Below are 16,585 nucleotides of genomic sequence, written 5' to 3' on the forward strand. Positions count from 1 at the left end.
TTAGAGGAGTATTCTAATTTTTAAAAGCTAATTTACGCTATTTTTTTCTTTGCCTTAATTTTAAAAAATTGGTATCTGCTAAAAAATGAGTAATTTGTAGGCTTATATTTTAAACTATTATTAAATTTGCAATCTTATATTAATAAAAGAACAATATGTATCATTCAAAAATTGCGGGGTTAGGATTTTATGTTCCTTCCAATGTTGTCACCAATGATGATTTAACAAAAATCATTGATACAACTGACGAATGGATTCAGGAAAGAACAGGAATCGAGGAACGAAGACACATTATTAGAGGGGAAGATACAACGACATCCATGGGAGTGAAGGCAGCTGAAATTGCTATCGAACGCTCAGGTGTTGCTAAAGAGGATATTGATTTTGTAGTTTTTGCAACTTTAAGCCCTGATTATTATTTTCCTGGTCCAGGAGTACTGGTACAACGTGATTTAGGATTGAGAAATGTTGGAGCTCTTGATGTTAGAAATCAATGTTCGGGTTTTGTCTATGCTGTTTCAGTTGCAGATCAATACATAAAAACGGGGATGTACAAGAACATCTTGGTTATTGGTTCAGAAGTGCATTCAACAGGACTGGATATGACCACTCGTGGTCGTGGTGTTTCGGTTATCTTTGGTGATGGAGCGGGAGCTGCGGTTTTGAACAGAGAAGAAGATTTGACTAAAGGAATTTTATCTACACATTTACATTCCGAAGGACAACATGCCGAGGAGTTAGCGCTTATTGCACCAGGAATGGGAGCGAGATGGGTATCCGATATTATTGCGGATAATAATCCGGATGATGATAGTTACTTTCCGCACATGAACGGACAGTTTGTATTTAAAAATGCAGTAGTTCGTTTTGCTGAGGTTATTAACGAAGGATTAGAGGCAAATAATTTGACTGTTTCAGATATTGATATGTTGATTCCTCATCAAGCGAATTTGAGAATTTCTCAGTTTATCCAAAAGAAATTTGAATTGAGCGACGATCAAGTTTATAATAATATTCAAAAATACGGAAACACAACAGCGGCTTCTATACCAATTGCTTTGACAGAAGCTTGGGAACAAGGTAAAATCAAATCAGGTGATACGGTAGTTTTAGCAGCTTTTGGAAGCGGATTTACTTGGGGAAGTGTAATTATTAAATGGTAGAATGCCCCCGATAAAAAGTGTATTTTAAGCATACTAAAAAACCCGAAGTCCTTATGGCTTCGGGTTTTTTATTGGATCGTCTAAAATTTTAGTATATAAAAAGTTTAAAAAAGTCCTAAAGTTGCCCTAAATATATTGTGTCAGTAGCTGTAAATGATGCCTTTGGTCTTTCTCCTTGCACTTCGAAGGGCAAAAAGATAGTTTTTTTATGTTTTTGAAACCATAAAACAGTTTTTTGCGGGCATATTAGTTAATTAGAATTATCTTTGCACTTCTAAAATTATATTCATGACATTACCAGAAATTCTTACACCTTCTATTGAAAAAGCAATTCAAGCTTTATTTGACGTAGCTATTGACAAAGTTGAATTTCAAACTACTCGGAAAGAATTTGAAGGAGATATTACTATGGTCATTTTTCCTTTATTGAAAGTAATTAAAAGTAATCCTGTTGAATTAGGAAATAAAATAGGAAACTACTTGGTCGAAAATCTTGACGAAGTGAGTCGCTTTAATGTCGTGTCAGGGTTTTTAAACATTGTGATATCTGACACCTATTATCTAAACTTTTTTGATGGTATTAAGGATGACGCCAAGTATGGTTTTGTGACTCCTAATCCGGATGATAAAGCGATTATGGTCGAATATTCGTCCCCAAACACCAATAAACCTTTGCATTTAGGTCACGTTCGTAATAACCTATTAGGGTATTCCGTAGCTGAAATAATTAAAGCTTCGGGTAAAAAAGTATACAAAACGCAAATTATAAATGACCGTGGAATCCATATTTGTAAGTCAATGTTGGCTTGGCAAAAGTTTGGAAATGGCGAAACACCAGAATCAACGGGTCAAAAAGGAGACAAGTTAGTAGGAAACTACTATGTGGCCTTTGATAAAGCCTATAAATCAGAAATTACTCAGTTAATGAGTGAAGGTAAAACAGAAGAGGAAGCTAAAAAACAAGCGCCAATTATCCTTGAAGCACAAGAAATGCTTCAGAAATGGGAAGCGGGAGATGCTGAGGTAAAAGCGCTTTGGGCTAAAATGAACCAATGGGTTTATGATGGTTTTGCTATTACTTATAAAAACTTAGGAGTCGATTTTGATAAATATTACTACGAAAGTAACACCTACTTACTAGGAAAAGATGTTGTAAATATTGGACTTGAAAAAGGGATTTTCGAAAAAGATCCTGACGGTTCAGTATGGATTGATTTAACGGATGAAGGTTTAGACCGTAAAATTGTTTTGCGTTCAGACGGGACCGCCGTTTACATGACGCAAGATATCGGGACTGCTATTCAGCGTGTGAAAGACATGTCTGATGTAGGAGGAATGGTCTACACGGTAGGGAATGAGCAAGACTACCACTTTAAAGTACTTTTTCTAATCTTGAAAAAATTAGGGTTTGACTGGGCTTCAAGCTTGTATCATTTATCATACGGAATGGTGGATTTACCTTCGGGAAAAATGAAAAGCCGCGAGGGAACCGTGGTCGATGCTGATGATTTGATGAACGAAATGACAACCACAGCGCAGAAGATATCCGAAGATTTAGGAAAATTAGATAGTTACTCTGACGAGGAACGAACTGAATTATACAATACGATTGGTCTCGGTGCTTTAAAATATTATATCTTAAAAGTGGATCCTAAAAAACGAATCTTGTTCAATCCAGAAGAATCGGTTGATTTTGCTGGAAACACAGGTCCGTTTATTCAGTACACCTACGCTAGAATTCAGTCTATTATTCGTAAAGCTAACTTTGATTTCTCTGCAAATTCAGGAATGGTAACTCTGCACGAAAAAGAAAAGGAATTATTAAAGCAAATTGAGTTATTTCCAGAAGTAATTCAGAATGCCGCTCACAATCATAGCCCTGCTTTACTTGCTAATTTTACGTACGATTTAGTTCGTGAGTACAATTCATTCTATCAAGCAGTTCCTATTTTAGGGGAAGAAGAGAGTAGTAAAAAAATATTTAGAGTACAGTTGTCTAAAAAAGTAGCCGATGTTATTGCTGCTTCTTTTGGTTTACTTGGAATTAATGTTCCACAACGCATGTAATTTTTGCAGCTATTTTAACTGTTTAATGTTTTAAAGTGAGTACAACAAAAACGTATTTTTTTCAATCATTTTTGATTCTGTTTTTAGCCACCTTTTTTTTTATAGGCATCAAAGAAGTCTTACCTAAAAAACTTTTTTCGGATCAGGAAGCAGGTACTAAAAATGTATTAATTGATAGTATGCTGATCGACGCGATTAATGCTGATAAGGAATTAGTAGTCGATGGAGCTATAGATATTTTACCAACAGAGGCTAACGACTCAGCTGAAATTTCAAACCAAGAGGAGCCAGATGTTGCGGCAGCCGGCCCTGGTTTTATTTTTATGGAAGATGGGTATGATCATTATAGTGGTTTGCAATACCTGTCGGCATTTTATGAAAAATTATTCCAACTCGAGACCAATAAAAAAGGAAAAGTTAGGATTGCCTATTATGGTGATTCAATGACGGATGGTGATTTTATCGTTCAAGATTTCCGAGCTAATTTTCAAGATAAATTTGGAGGGCAAGGCGTCGGTTTTGTTCCTATTACTTCGGAGTCAGCCTCTGCTCGTAGTTCAGTAGTGCATCAGTTTTCTGATAATTGGAAAATGCAATCCTACCTAAATGTAAAAAATCCTATTCGTCCTTTTGCAGTTAATGGCCACGTTTTTTTTGCTAATGACAGCACTAAAAGTACGTGGGTTAAATACCAAGCAGGTAAGAGTAAGAATACGGCACAATTAAATAATCCTACGCTGTTTTACGGAAGTGCTGCTAATCAAAACGGTTTGATTTCGTATCAAATAAAGAGCGATACAATTGCCAAAAGGTTAACTCCAAATAAAATCTTGAATACCCTACAGCTAGCGCCAAATAATGTGCAAGCACTAAGAATTGGATTTAAAAAAGCAAAATCGATTCCTATTTACGGACTTAATTTTGATAACGGCAAAGGAGTTCACGTCGATAATTTTTCGCAAAGAGGAAATTCAGGAATACCAATTTCAAAATTTGATATCCCATTAATGAATGCTTTTCAGCAAAAGTTAGGCTACGATCTTATCGTACTGCATTATGGGACCAATGTTTTAAAATATGGTACTTTAGATTTTAGCTGGTACGATAAAAGTATGACTAAAACTGTCGAGCGTTTGCACAAATGTTTTCCGGGAGCAGCAATTTTAGTGATCTCAACAGCTGATAAAGCGACCAAGTACGAGACAGCTATGAAAACAGACTCAGCTGTGGTGCCGCTTACTCGTGCACAAAAAAGCTACGCTATGAAAACTAAATCAGCTTATGTTGATTTGTATAAATTAATGGGAGGCAACGGCTCCATGACCAAATGGGTTGAACAAGATCCTCCATTAGCTAATAAAGATTATACCCATTTTAACTTTAGAGGGTCAAAAAAAATAGGCGGAATGTTATTTCAAGAATTGGATCGTGGATATGAAAAGTACAAACTTTTGCGCAAGCAAGCCATGCCTACAACGCCTAATGCAACGCCTGAGAAAAGCCAATCAGATAGTTTAAGTAGCAACCAACAAACTGCAAATGGGCAATAAACTATATTTATTCCTGTTTCTTGGACTGATGTCCTTTAAAGGATGTTCTCAAACGAATGACACCACTACTACTATGGATTTAATCGAGACTTCAGATGTTCCTGCTTTTTCAAATGCAGGCAACATTGAAAACAGTATTGAAATAGCTTCCTTTTTAGCAAAACTAAAAAAGGTAAAAGACGATAACACGGGACAAATTAATATTGTTCACATAGGAGACTCGCATATTCAAGGGGATGTCATGACCAATGAGATCAGAGAGAGTTTACAAGCTTACTTTGGTAATGCAGGCCGAGGGTTTGTGTTTCCGCATAACTTAGTAAAGACCAACGGCGCTACGGATTTTAGATTTTCATCGAATGTAGTTTGGAAAAGTTACCGCAATATCTACCCTGAAAAAGGAGATGAAATTGGGTTAAGCGGTATATTGTTAAGCACAAAATCGAAAAAATTAGTGCTGCAATTGAATGCTAAAGAAGCAGATAATACCTTTAACACCATAAAAATAATTACCCCTGAGAACCGAAATTTATTTGAGCTAGCTACTTCAAAACAACAAGTTGTAGTTAAATCAGCTGCACCTAAGATTGTGGTTCATAAAATTAAAAAAGGGGAAACTATCTCTGAAATTGCTTCGAAATACGGCTTGAGTATTACTCAAGTTAAAAAGGCAAATGGATTAAAAACGGACCGAATTACCTTTGGGAAAACGTTAAAAATTCCAACTAACGAAATTACTGAAGTAGCCAAATCCGAAACTTCATATAAAGCGATGGATTTGTCGAGCACTACAAACTTTTATTTTTATCATACTGATGAGGCTTTAAAAACAATCTATTTACTGCCTAATAAAGAGCAAGAGCAGTATGTTTTGAGCGGTGTTGTTTTAGAGAATGATAAACCTGGAATTATCTATCACAATCTTGGTGTGAATGGAGCTAAGTATTCTGATTATAATAAATACCCTTTGTTTTTTGAGCAGCTCAAGGGTTTAACACCCGATTTGGTTGTGGCTTCTTTTGGAACTAATGAATCGTATGGTAAGTTGACCAATGCCGAATTCATGCTTCAATTAGAGCTGTTTATTCAAAATATCAGAAAAACCAATCCCAATGTACCCATCTTAGTTTTAACTCCTCCTCCTTCATTTTTAGCGAATCATAAGTTAAATTCAATAGTTGATGGCTATTGTACTGAGATGCAAAAAGCAGCAGTTAAAAACCATTATGCTTTTTATGATTTTTACACATTATTAGGAGGGATGCAAGGTGTGGAACAAAACTTTAGAAAAGGAATAATCGCAGCAGATAGAGTGCATTATACTGTCAAAGGATACCAAATGCAAGGCAAATTAGTTGCTGACGAGATCATTCAAACATTTCATAATTATAATAAGTAACAGTACGTGGAGTTTTTTATAGCATTACAAAAATGGTTTATGGATACCTATGGGCAGGTCACAATTGCTGAGGTAGGGAATTGGTTTGTATACAACCCTAAAGAACCAATACTATTCAATACGCCTTTCTTTTTAGGCCTCTTTTTAGTTTTTTATCCAATATATATCTTGACTACCAAAGCGAGTACAAGACTGTATCGCAATATATATGTTTTTGCTTTTTCCCTCTTTTTCTATTACAAGTCTAGCGGGATTTATTTTTTCTTGTTACTGTTCTCGGGAGTCATTGACTTTACGTTAGCTAAATTTTTGTACCAAGAAACGGATGAGCGCTTTCGCAGATTTTTTATCATTCTAAGTGTTATTTTTAACTTAGGCTTTTTAGGATACTTCAAGTATTCTAACTTCATGATTGTGAGTTATAATGGTCTTTTTGATGGTGATTTTGCCCTTCAAAATATTATACTGCCCGTTGGGATTTCGTTTTACACCTTTCAATCGATGAGTTATATTATCGATATTTATAGAAAAGAGTTAGAGCCTACGAAGAACTTTTTTGATTATATGTTTTTCGTTTCCTTCTTCCCGCAGCTGGTAGCAGGACCTATTGTTAGAGCTTCGGAGTTTATTCCTCAAATATATAAAAAGACTGTTTTGTCCCGTACGGACGTGAATAATGCTTTGTTTATGATTATTGGTGGTTTGATAAAGAAAACAGTGGTATCGGATTATATTTCATTAAATTTTGTCGACCGTGTTTTTGATGCACCTAAGAGCTATACTGCCTTCGAAAATCTGATGGCAGCCTATGGATATACCTTGCAAATTTATTGTGACTTTTCAGGGTACTCGGACATGGCGATAGGTATTGCATTGTTGATGGGCTTTAAATTATCAACCAATTTCATTACACCTTATAAGTCTGCATCGATTACGGAGTTTTGGAGAAGGTGGCACATCTCTCTATCTACTTGGTTAAGGGATTATCTTTATATCACTATCGGTGGAAATAGATCTGGTTCCGTTGCAGGATTTTTGTTTCCTGCTTTGTTTTTCACTGGTTTGATTGGCTATGGTTTGCTTATTTTTGGCACTAGCCCAATAGTTTTTGTTATTGGTGTTTCGGCTTTGATTGTTTTTATGCTGACTATTTTGTTTTCTAAAGATACCGAGAAAACAATGTACACAAATGTCAATATGATGACGACGATGTTGCTAGGCGGTTTTTGGCATGGCGCTAGTGTTCGTTTTATTGTATGGGGAGCATTGCATGGATTAGCACTGGCTGTCAATAAAGTTTTTGCCGAATATTTCCCGACCCAAAAAGAAGCAAAATGGACGTTTAGTACCCGATTTATTCATGTAATCTCAGTTTTGCTTACCTTTAATTTTGTAGCTTTTTGTTGGATTTTCTTTCGCGCAGGTAGTTTTGACTTGGCTTTAGATGTTTTAAATTCAATTCAACAAGTTACGTTCGATCCTGCTCAATGGATGGTGATTATTCAAGGGTACGAAAATGTATTTATCGTAATGTTGTTTGGATTTGCTTGGCATTTTCTACCAACGAAGGTCGTTGATTTCAACAAAATGATTTTCGATAAAATGCCCATCGTTTTTAAAGCATTTACGCTTGCAATGACATTTTGGGTGGTTTATGCCACCTCTACAAGTGGACCGCAACCTTTTATTTATTTTCAGTTTTAAACCAGTCTCATTTAAAGAGAGAAAATCTCCTTTATTTTCAGATGAAATAACAAAGTTTTAAAGATCAAAATCTTGTGTCTCTAATCCTTTGTATTATATTTGCAATTCCTAAAACAACAATTACATGTTTGATAATTTAAGCGATAAACTAGACAAAGCCTTTCACATATTAAAAGGGCACGGAAAAATAACAGAAGTAAACGTAGCCGAAACTTTAAAAGAAGTACGTCGTGCCTTATTGGATGCCGATGTGAATTTTAAAATTGCCAAGGATTTTACTGCTCGAGTAAAAGAAAAAGCAATTGGTCAAGACGTATTAACAACGTTACAACCGGGTCAGTTATTAGTGAAATTGGTTAAGGATGAACTGACTGAATTAATGGGTGGTGATGTTGCGGGTATTAACTTGCAAGGAACTCCATCTGTAATTTTGATGTCTGGTTTGCAAGGATCGGGAAAAACTACTTTCTCAGGAAAATTGGCAAATTATCTTCAAACTAAAAAAGGAAAGAAACCGTTATTGGTTGCCTGTGATATTTACCGTCCGGCTGCGATTCAGCAGTTGTATGTAGTAGGAGATTCCATTGGTGTAGAAGTGTATTCGGAGCCAGAAAATAAAAATCCTGTTGAAATTGCTCAAAATGCAATTAAACACGCTAAAGCAAATGGGTTTAATGTAGTTATTGTCGATACAGCAGGGCGTTTAGCTGTAGATCAAGAAATGATGGACGAGATTGCTCGTGTTCATAATGCTATTAAACCACAGGAAACTTTATTCGTTGTGGATGCCATGACAGGGCAGGATGCTGTAAATACTGCAAAAGCTTTTAATGATATCTTAAATTTTGACGGGGTAATTCTAACGAAATTAGACGGTGATACTCGTGGTGGAGCTGCATTATCTATCAAATCAGTTGTTAATAAGCCAATTAAGTTTGTAGGTACTGGAGAAAAAATGGATGCAATTGATGTATTCTATCCTGTACGTATGGCTGAGCGTATCCTTGGAATGGGAGATGTTGTGTCGTTGGTAGAAAGAGCGCAAGAGCAATTTGATGAAGAGGAAGCTAGAAAGATTCAAAAGAAAATTGCGAAAAACGAATTTGGTTTTGATGATTTCCTTTCACAAATTCAACAAGTGAAAAAAATGGGTAACATGAAAGACTTGGTCGGAATGATACCAGGTGCTTCAAAAGCAATGAAAGATGTAGAAATTGAAGATGATGCCTTCAAACATATTGAGGCAATCATTCATTCAATGACTCCAATTGAAAGAAGCAAACCATCTATTATTGATGTAAAAAGAAAAAACAGAATCGCAAAAGGTTCCGGAACGAAAATAGAGCAAGTCAACCAACTGATGAAACAGTTTGACCAGATGAGCAAGATGATGAAAATGATGCAAGGTCCCGGGGGTAAAAACCTAATGAAAATGATGGGCGGTATGAAAGGAATGCCAGGCGGAATGCCGAAATAATATTTTTAAGGTTTAAGATTTCTTCACGAAATTTTAAACCTTAAATTTTTAGTACAAATTGGAACAACAACGATATGGTTTTAAATGGTTTTAGTGCTTGTGAGGAAGGGCTTTTAAAATGACTTTAAAACTTTAAACTAAATTAACATGCAACTACTAGACGGAAAAAAAACAGCAGAAGACATCAAGAGCGAAATTGCTATTGAAGTAGACAAAATGATTAAAAATGGGGAAAAAGTACCTCACCTTGCAGCAGTAATCGTTGGTAACGATGGTGCAAGTTTAACCTATGTAGGAAGTAAAGTAAAAGCCTGCCAAAGAGTAGGTTTTGAATCTACCTTAGTAAAAATGCCGAGTACTACCTCGGAAACAGAATTGCTTAAGAAAATTAAGGAATTGAACGAGGATGATAATATTGATGGTTTTATCGTTCAACTACCTTTGCCGGTTCAAATCGATGAACAAAAGGTCTTAATGGCGGTATGTCCTAGTAAAGATGTTGATGGGTTTCATCCAGAGAATTTTGGAAAAATGGCTTTGGACATGAGCACCTTTATTCCAGCTACTCCGTTTGGGATTTTAGAGTTACTAGAACGTTATGGAGTAGAAACACAAGGAAAAAACACAGTGGTAATTGGCCGTAGTCATATTGTAGGGCGTCCTATGAGTATTTTGATGGGGCGAAAAGGCTTCCCTGGGAACTCAACGGTGACTTTAACCCATAGTTATACTAAGAACATTGCACAAATCACTACTCAAGCCGATATTATTATTACAGCATTAGGAGTTCCTAATTACTTAAAAGCAGAGATGGTGAAGGACGGTGCAGTGGTAATCGATGTAGGTATCACGCGTGTTGCCGACGATTCTGTCGAGAAAGGTTATATAATTACTGGAGATGTAGATTTTGATAATGTAAGCAAAAAAGCGAGTTTTATCACACCCGTACCGGGAGGTGTTGGGCCAATGACCATAGCCATGCTAATGAAAAATACGTTACTGGCTCGAGAAATGAAAAGAACTAAACTTTAAAATAGACTAAACCTACTCCTTCGAGTAGGTTTTTTTTTGAATATTGAATACGCTGTTAAGGGTTGTTCGTTGGCTCAGGCTCGTTCTAACTTTTAAATAGTAGAACACAATAATGTATTGCAGGTACAACTTTTTTTTATTGTACGAACTTCTGTTGCTAATTACTAATTCAAGCTTGTCAACTTTAGGTATGCGGAACTAAATCTATAGTTTTAATTGCACCTTGTTTTGGTTTTAAATATTAATAAAAGCATAAAATAATTTAACTTTTGAGGCAAACTAAAAATAAAGAATACTTTTGTACCACCTTATAAATACTTAATGTAATGGACGATTATTATTCGGAAATGTTGAATTAAAAGTAGCTCTTGTACTATTTCAAGGAGCTATGTAAATACTATAGAATTTTGAAATGAGAGCATTTTATAAAAACAATAACGGATTAGTCGCTACCACGCAGTGGCTTCCTAATTGCTGGATCAATATCGAGTGTCCAACAGCAGCTGAAAAACTTTATATTCTAGAGGAACTTCAAATTCCTGAAGCCTTTTACAATGATATTGAAGATATCGATGAAAGACCCCGTATCGAAGTCGAAAACGGATGGACTTTAATCATTATGCGCATTCCTGTCAAAAGCAATGATGTCAAATTACCCTTTCATACCATTCCTGTAGGAGTAGTTTTTAAGGGGAATGTGTGTGCAACAATTAGTTTTCATAAAACAGAAATGCTAACTGACTTTGTAACCTATGCAAATAAAAAGAATATCGATATAAAAGACAATTTTGACCTTGTATTACGACTATTATTATCCTCAAGTGTTTGGTTTTTGAAGTATTTAAAGCAAGTAAATCAAAAGATTAAGCTAGCTGAAGATAATTTAGAGAAATCAATTAAAAACGAAGAATTACAAGCGCTATTGCAAATTGAGAAATGCTTAGTGTTTTTTATGACATCATTAAAAGGAAATGATATTTTGTTGCACCGAATCAAGAATATTAAGTCAGAACGAATGAATTACGATGCTGATTTACTTGAAGATGTTGAGATAGAGCTGCGTCAGGCGCAGGAAACGACTAATATTTACAGCGATATATTAACGGGAACTATGGATGCATATGCTTCGGTGATTTCTAATAATATGAATACCATCATGAAGCAAATGACTTCAATTTCCATCATCTTGATGATTCCTACAGTTATCGCTAGTTTTTATGGTATGAATGTACCTAATAGTTTGCAAAACAATCCAATGGGATTACTCATAATTATTGCGGTTTCTATATTGTTTTCAGTATTTGGTGTCTTTTTATTTAAAAAGAAAAGATGGTTTTAGAAAAGACTTGTTAGCTAAGGATGCTCTGACTTTCCAACGTAAATTTTGGTCTAATTCGAAATAAAGCTAAAAAAACTTTTGCCGTTTTGTTTTACTATAGAATTTTACACTAACTTTGTAACTCAAAGTACTTTTATTATGAATCAAAAACATCAAGAAGATTTAAGTCACATACGCTCGATGATGGAGCGTTCTTCGAGGTTTATTTCACTTAGTGGATTGTCGGGGGTTTTTGCTGGATTTGCAGCGCTATTGGGTGGTGGTTATATTTATTTTAGGCTAAAGATGCTAGGTGTCGATTATTCCACTACAGCGGATCGCGTTTACAATAGTGACATTATTTTTGAATTTTTTATTGTAGCGCTTATGGTTTTGCTCTTTGCTTTAGCTTTTGGTGCATTTTTTACAATTCGAAAAAGTAAAAAGAATAACTTACCTATTTGGACTTCTGCTACTAAAAATGTACTTATTAATTTACTAATTCCACTAAGTGTAGGTGCTTTTTTTTGTGGTTCACTTTATTTACATCAACTTTTTGTTTACATCGCTCCTGCGACTCTTTTGTTTTATGGTTTAGCACTTGTAAATGCAGAGAAGTATACTTTATCTGATATTAAATATTTAGGATATTTAGAACTTATCTTAGGAGTGGTCTCTCTCTTTTATTTAGGAAAAGGTCTTTTATTTTGGATCGTAGGTTTTGGTTTTTTACATGTATTATATGGTTTAATCATGTATAAAAAGTACAAATAGTATGAGTATTATAGGTAAGCTAAATAAAGACTTTGAAAGCAGGGTGAGGCTTGGAATTATGTCAGTTTTAATTGTCAATGATTGGATTGACTTTACTGAGATGAAAGCCTTGCTTGAGGTGACAGATGGCAATTTGGCTAGTCATACCTCAGGTTTGGAAAAGCTTAATTACCTGGAGGTTAAGAAAGAATTTGTTGGAAAAAAACCTAAAACATCGTACCGAATTACAAATGCGGGACGCATTGCATTTACGGAACATCTCAATTTTCTTGAAAAATTAATAAAATCTAAATAAACCTTTTTTTTAACCATTTACTTTGAAAAACAAAGTACTTTTAAATAGGTAGAAATAATGAATATAAAAACTGAAATTAGTCTTTTTGTTAACAAAGTTGGTGTGAGAGCGAGTATGGTAATTACTTTTTTGAGTATTGTCGTTCTTGTAAGTTCACTAATTGGAAGTAAATTTGATAATCAAAAATTCGAGAGCATATGTTTTTTTAATGTTGTAATTGAATTACTTTTTGGCGTAATTATTTGTTTTTGTGTGTTAAAAAATAAAGAAAAATACAAACATCTTATTCCTTTTCTATTTCTAAACTGGTTTGTAGGTTGCTTCTCAACTAATGTTTTTATCAATATATTTGAAAATTTACCCATTTGGGTTTATGTGGTTACATTCTTGTTTTGTATCTCTAATTTTGCTATTTATAACAATTTTAAACATAAATATTTTACTAGAATCTTGTACTTACTAAATGGATGTTCGTATTTACTCATTTTATATTATGCAATTTATCTCATTCCATTTGCTCCAATTTCTGTGCTAGGAATATTGGCTTTAGGTCTTGGTTTTTATGGACTAGTTCCCATGATTGTTCTTGTAAGTCATACAGTTATTTTAATTCAGAATTTTGATAAAAATAGAAAAAACGCATTCGCTTTTGGAATAGGAATTTTGTTGGTTTTTGCAGGTTTTGTAATCTTTACACTGTTGTTACATTTTGAAAGTAAGGAGGTTTCAAAAAGTGGTATTACTAATTCTTTCGATAATCAAAATCCCGATTTACCTACCTATATCACTATTTCACAAAAAATAAAACCTAATTTTTTAAACGAAATACTACTCAAAAAAGATATTGTTTACATTTCTTCTGATAATTTTTTTCAGTTTAGAAGTTTTAATTCTTTTGGAAATAGTAAGCAATACAACGGGAGAAAAACGCATAATCCCATCATAAATTTGGCCTATTTATTTACGACATCATTAGATTTAACTTCGGATGACAGAATTAATATTCTTAAATCTAATTTTGATAAACGATTAGAGACTGAAGAGCAGTTGTGGGACGGTAAAGATTTGTTTACCAAAAACATAAAGGAAGATGTTATAATCTACGCAAAAGAACGTCTGGCCTACACTGAAATAACACTTGATATTGCTTGTGCAGAAAAAAGTTGGGGAGACAAAGAAGCAATCTATTCTTTTCAACTTCCAGAAGGTGCTGTAGCGACTTCCTTATCACTTTGGGTAAATGGAATAGAACGAAAAGGAATTTTGACAACTAAGGAAAAAGCAAAAAAAGCTTACGATCAAATTGTAGGAGTCGAAGCGCGCGATCCTTCATTGATGCAATGGCGAGAAGGAAATAAAATTGTAGTTCGTATTTTTCCCATACGATATGACCTACCAAGAACTTTTAAATGTGGTTTCACAACTCCTTTAAAAGTTGACAAAAACAATATGAAGTATTTAAGTTTAGATATTAAAGGTCCTAATATAAATAATGCAGAAACTATTTCAAGAATTCAAATGGCTAATAGCGAAAAATTTGAATCTACTAAAGTCTTTAAATTAGAAAATGATTTTTACGTAAATGAATCTACAGGCTTAGATAGCTGGGAGGCAAAAATACCAATGACTAGCGATGCTTTTTCAACCTCTTTCATTTGGAAAAATAAAGGTTATAAAATCAACGAAATCCAGAAGAGTAAGATACATTTTAAGCCAAGTGAAATTATTTTGGATTTGAATGAAAGTTGGACAGAAGATGAAATTCAAGATATAGTAAGTCATTCTAATAAAAACTATTTTGTTTGGAAAAACAATCATAAGGAACCTATAAATAGAAAAAATTATAAAACAGTTTGGGATCAATTTAAAGCCTTGACTTATTCGTTATTACCTCTTTATGAGTTGAAAGATAGTAGTTTGGTAATAACTAAGTGTAGCAGTATTTCAGCTAATTTTGAGGAATTAGAGTCGTCTGACTATCTTAAAAAGTTGAGAAAGGGTACAAAGCAGAAGAATATAAAAGTAATTAATATTTCCGAAAATTTGAATCCATTTTGGCAGACAGTTAAAGAGCAAAAAATAGTTTCTTATTTGAAAATTGATTTGAATAATTGCTTGAATTTAATTGAACAAGATCAATTTTTGGAATTTAAAGCTCTAAAAAACACTATTAATATTGAGCCTGCTAGTATTGCCATTCAGGAAACGGATATAACTGCAGAAATGAGGAACAATGGTTCTAATCATATTTTTAGAATGTATGCTTTTGGTAAAGTTATACAAGAACAAGTAGCCATTCAAAACGATTCGGTTAAAGAAAATAAATTTATTAATCTAGCTAGAGAAGCTAACATTGTTACACCTATTTCATCTCTAATTGTTCTTGAAACAGACGAGGATTATAAGAATAACGGGATTGAAAAAAATGTTAATACACTTGGAAACGCTTCAATAAATAATGATGGGGCAGTTCCGGAACCGCATGAATGGCTATTAATTATCATTGGATTAACAACAGTTTTCATTTATTCTCGAAAGCAAAAGATGATTAATTAATGAAGACGCTGCTTGTAAAATATAAAATAGGAATTGGGATGCTGCTAATTTGTTGTCTCTTAGCAATGAATTATCATATCTTGATGTTAGGTATTGATAATGATTTTTTAGGAATCGTTTTTTCTGCTTTGTTATTTGTATATGGTAGTAGAACAACAAATTTTAAAATTAATTACTTGCTCATTGTATTAATTTTTATTCTAGAATTTGTAAGCTATAGGTTGCATACGAAATCATTACATTTCTTATCGATAATTCTTTTTTTGTGTTTAATTTTTTATAGTTGTACAGGCAAGTTTTCCTATGTAGCTTTTATTTGTCTTTTGTTGTTTTCTACAATTTTCAATAAATTTTTCGAACATTCAACTTCGGAAATTAAACAAGGTCTGTGCTATGTAGTTTTTTTGACTTTAAGAAACTTTATGGGAATAGACAGGATAGAAGGAGTCAATTTTTATATAAACGATGCTAAAGTTACAATTGATACAGCTTGCATGGGATTATCAATGTTTAAAACGGGCTTGTTAATTGGAGCTGTGTTGTTGACGGTGGAGGAAAAAAAGCAACAAAAATATTTTGGAACTACGACGATTGTTGCTTTTTGTTTAATTGTTATTGTATTGAATGTCCTTTCTAATTATTTTAGAATTGTCACTTTAATTATTTTAGACTGTACGCAGGAAAATTCATTACACCATTTTGTTGGATTATTATGTTTTGGAATATACCAAGTGATTCCTATGATGTTCATTATTCGCTATTTCAAACCTAGATTTGAGGCAGTAGATTCTTTTAATTTCAAATTCAATGGAGTTGCAGTTTGCTGGACTTTCGGTGTTTTATTAGTAACCAGTCTTGAGGTGAAAAAGCCTATAAATAATAATATTTTAGAAAACATCAGTCCAAAGTATACTATTAAAAATGGTATTTGGATAAATGAGGATGTCTTTAAAATTGAGTCACCTGACAAACTCATTTATATTAAAATACCTTCCCATAAACCATTAATTTGCTGGACTGGAAATGGCTATAAAATTACAGAGTCCACTGAGGTTCTCGTGGAGAATGAAAAGGTGTGGTTTAATATAATGGAAAAAAATAATATTAGATATAAATCCTATTGGTGGTATGAATGCGGAGAAAAAAAATACACGTCATTTCTAGAAGTGATGTGTGTGAAGTTGTTCTACAACGAACCTATTCGATTGATAAATGAAACTACTACAATTGATTAAATTATAGGAGCTAAA

The 16,585-nt window shown here is 33.8% G+C and carries 12 protein-coding genes; all 12 read left to right on the plus strand.

Annotation, left to right across the window (positions count from 1 at the left end):
* The first annotated feature begins 155 nt into the window (after positions 1 to 155).
* The 12 genes from ACZ2G0_RS07245 (at position 156) to xrtN (ending at position 16,570) form a co-directional block, all read left to right on the plus strand.
* On the plus strand, positions 156 to 1,163 hold the full coding sequence (locus tag ACZ2G0_RS07245) for a 3-oxoacyl-ACP synthase III family protein (protein ID WP_470309666.1): 1,008 nt from the start codon (positions 156 to 158) through the stop codon (positions 1,161 to 1,163).
* Positions 1,164 to 1,451: 288 nt separating this feature from the next.
* Positions 1,452 to 3,230 carry an arginine--tRNA ligase gene (gene argS, locus ACZ2G0_RS07250; protein WP_470309667.1) on the plus strand — a complete coding sequence of 593 codons (1,779 nt, stop codon included), beginning with the start codon at positions 1,452 to 1,454 and terminating at the stop codon, positions 3,228 to 3,230.
* A 35-nt stretch (positions 3,231 to 3,265) separates the two neighbouring features.
* Complete coding sequence (locus tag ACZ2G0_RS07255) at positions 3,266 to 4,780, plus strand: SGNH/GDSL hydrolase family protein (RefSeq protein ID WP_470309668.1); 1,515 nt, start codon at positions 3,266 to 3,268, stop codon at positions 4,778 to 4,780.
* On the plus strand, positions 4,770 to 6,179 hold the full coding sequence (locus tag ACZ2G0_RS07260) for a GDSL-type esterase/lipase family protein (RefSeq protein WP_470309669.1): 1,410 nt from the start codon (positions 4,770 to 4,772) through the stop codon (positions 6,177 to 6,179). Before ACZ2G0_RS07255 ends, ACZ2G0_RS07260 begins: the two co-directional genes overlap by 11 nt.
* A 39-nt stretch (positions 6,180 to 6,218) precedes the next feature.
* Entirely contained in the window at positions 6,219 to 7,883 is a 1,665-nt protein-coding gene (locus ACZ2G0_RS07265; RefSeq protein WP_470309829.1) for an MBOAT family O-acyltransferase, read from the plus strand.
* A gap of 124 nt (positions 7,884 to 8,007) precedes the next feature.
* Positions 8,008 to 9,360, plus strand: a complete 1,353-nt coding sequence (gene ffh, locus ACZ2G0_RS07270; protein WP_470309670.1) for a signal recognition particle protein — start codon at positions 8,008 to 8,010, stop codon at positions 9,358 to 9,360.
* A 147-nt stretch (positions 9,361 to 9,507) separates the two neighbouring features.
* Positions 9,508 to 10,392, plus strand: a complete 885-nt coding sequence (locus ACZ2G0_RS07275) for a bifunctional 5,10-methylenetetrahydrofolate dehydrogenase/5,10-methenyltetrahydrofolate cyclohydrolase (protein ID WP_470309671.1) — start codon at positions 9,508 to 9,510, stop codon at positions 10,390 to 10,392.
* 412 nt (positions 10,393 to 10,804) lie between these two features.
* The gene (locus ACZ2G0_RS07280) at positions 10,805 to 11,731 is read left to right on the plus strand and encodes a magnesium transporter CorA family protein (protein ID WP_470309672.1); all 927 of its coding nucleotides are present in this window, start codon (positions 10,805 to 10,807) and stop codon (positions 11,729 to 11,731) included.
* Between the two features lie 138 nt (positions 11,732 to 11,869).
* Complete coding sequence (locus ACZ2G0_RS07285) at positions 11,870 to 12,484, plus strand: hypothetical protein (RefSeq protein ID WP_470309673.1); 615 nt, start codon at positions 11,870 to 11,872, stop codon at positions 12,482 to 12,484.
* A 1-nt stretch (position 12,485) separates the two neighbouring features.
* A complete protein-coding gene (locus ACZ2G0_RS07290; protein ID WP_300285740.1) occupies positions 12,486 to 12,779 on the plus strand; it encodes a winged helix-turn-helix domain-containing protein in 294 nt (97 codons plus the stop codon).
* 57 nt (positions 12,780 to 12,836) lie between these two features.
* Positions 12,837 to 15,335 carry an XrtN system VIT domain-containing protein gene (locus ACZ2G0_RS07295; protein ID WP_470309674.1) on the plus strand — a complete coding sequence of 833 codons (2,499 nt, stop codon included), beginning with the start codon at positions 12,837 to 12,839 and terminating at the stop codon, positions 15,333 to 15,335.
* An 83-nt stretch (positions 15,336 to 15,418) separates the two neighbouring features.
* Positions 15,419 to 16,570: an exosortase N gene (xrtN, locus tag ACZ2G0_RS07300; RefSeq protein ID WP_470309830.1), complete on the plus strand. Its 1,152-nt coding sequence runs from the start codon at positions 15,419 to 15,421 to the stop codon at positions 16,568 to 16,570.
* Positions 16,571 to 16,585: the final 15 nt, after the last annotated feature.

It is taken from the genome of Flavobacterium sp. KKT103, from assembly GCF_055640565.1.

What these genes read in the sequence shown, in the direction of transcription:
- ACZ2G0_RS07260 (WP_470309669.1), top strand. Translation starts at nt 4,770, where the DNA reads ATGGGCAATAAACTATATTTATTCCTGTTTCTTGGACTGATGTCCTTT.
- ACZ2G0_RS07285 (WP_470309673.1), top strand. Translation starts at nt 11,870, where the DNA reads ATGAATCAAAAACATCAAGAAGATTTAAGTCACATACGCTCGATGATG.
- ACZ2G0_RS07265 (WP_470309829.1), top strand. Translation starts at nt 6,219, where the DNA reads ATGGATACCTATGGGCAGGTCACAATTGCTGAGGTAGGGAATTGGTTT.
- argS (WP_470309667.1), top strand. Translation starts at nt 1,452, where the DNA reads ATGACATTACCAGAAATTCTTACACCTTCTATTGAAAAAGCAATTCAA.
- ACZ2G0_RS07295 (WP_470309674.1), top strand. Translation starts at nt 12,837, where the DNA reads ATGAATATAAAAACTGAAATTAGTCTTTTTGTTAACAAAGTTGGTGTG.
- ACZ2G0_RS07280 (WP_470309672.1), top strand. Translation starts at nt 10,805, where the DNA reads ATGAGAGCATTTTATAAAAACAATAACGGATTAGTCGCTACCACGCAG.
- ffh (WP_470309670.1), top strand. Translation starts at nt 8,008, where the DNA reads ATGTTTGATAATTTAAGCGATAAACTAGACAAAGCCTTTCACATATTA.
- xrtN (WP_470309830.1), top strand. Translation starts at nt 15,419, where the DNA reads ATGTTAGGTATTGATAATGATTTTTTAGGAATCGTTTTTTCTGCTTTG.
- ACZ2G0_RS07275 (WP_470309671.1), top strand. Translation starts at nt 9,508, where the DNA reads ATGCAACTACTAGACGGAAAAAAAACAGCAGAAGACATCAAGAGCGAA.
- ACZ2G0_RS07290 (WP_300285740.1), top strand. Translation starts at nt 12,486, where the DNA reads ATGAGTATTATAGGTAAGCTAAATAAAGACTTTGAAAGCAGGGTGAGG.
- ACZ2G0_RS07245 (WP_470309666.1), top strand. Translation starts at nt 156, where the DNA reads ATGTATCATTCAAAAATTGCGGGGTTAGGATTTTATGTTCCTTCCAAT.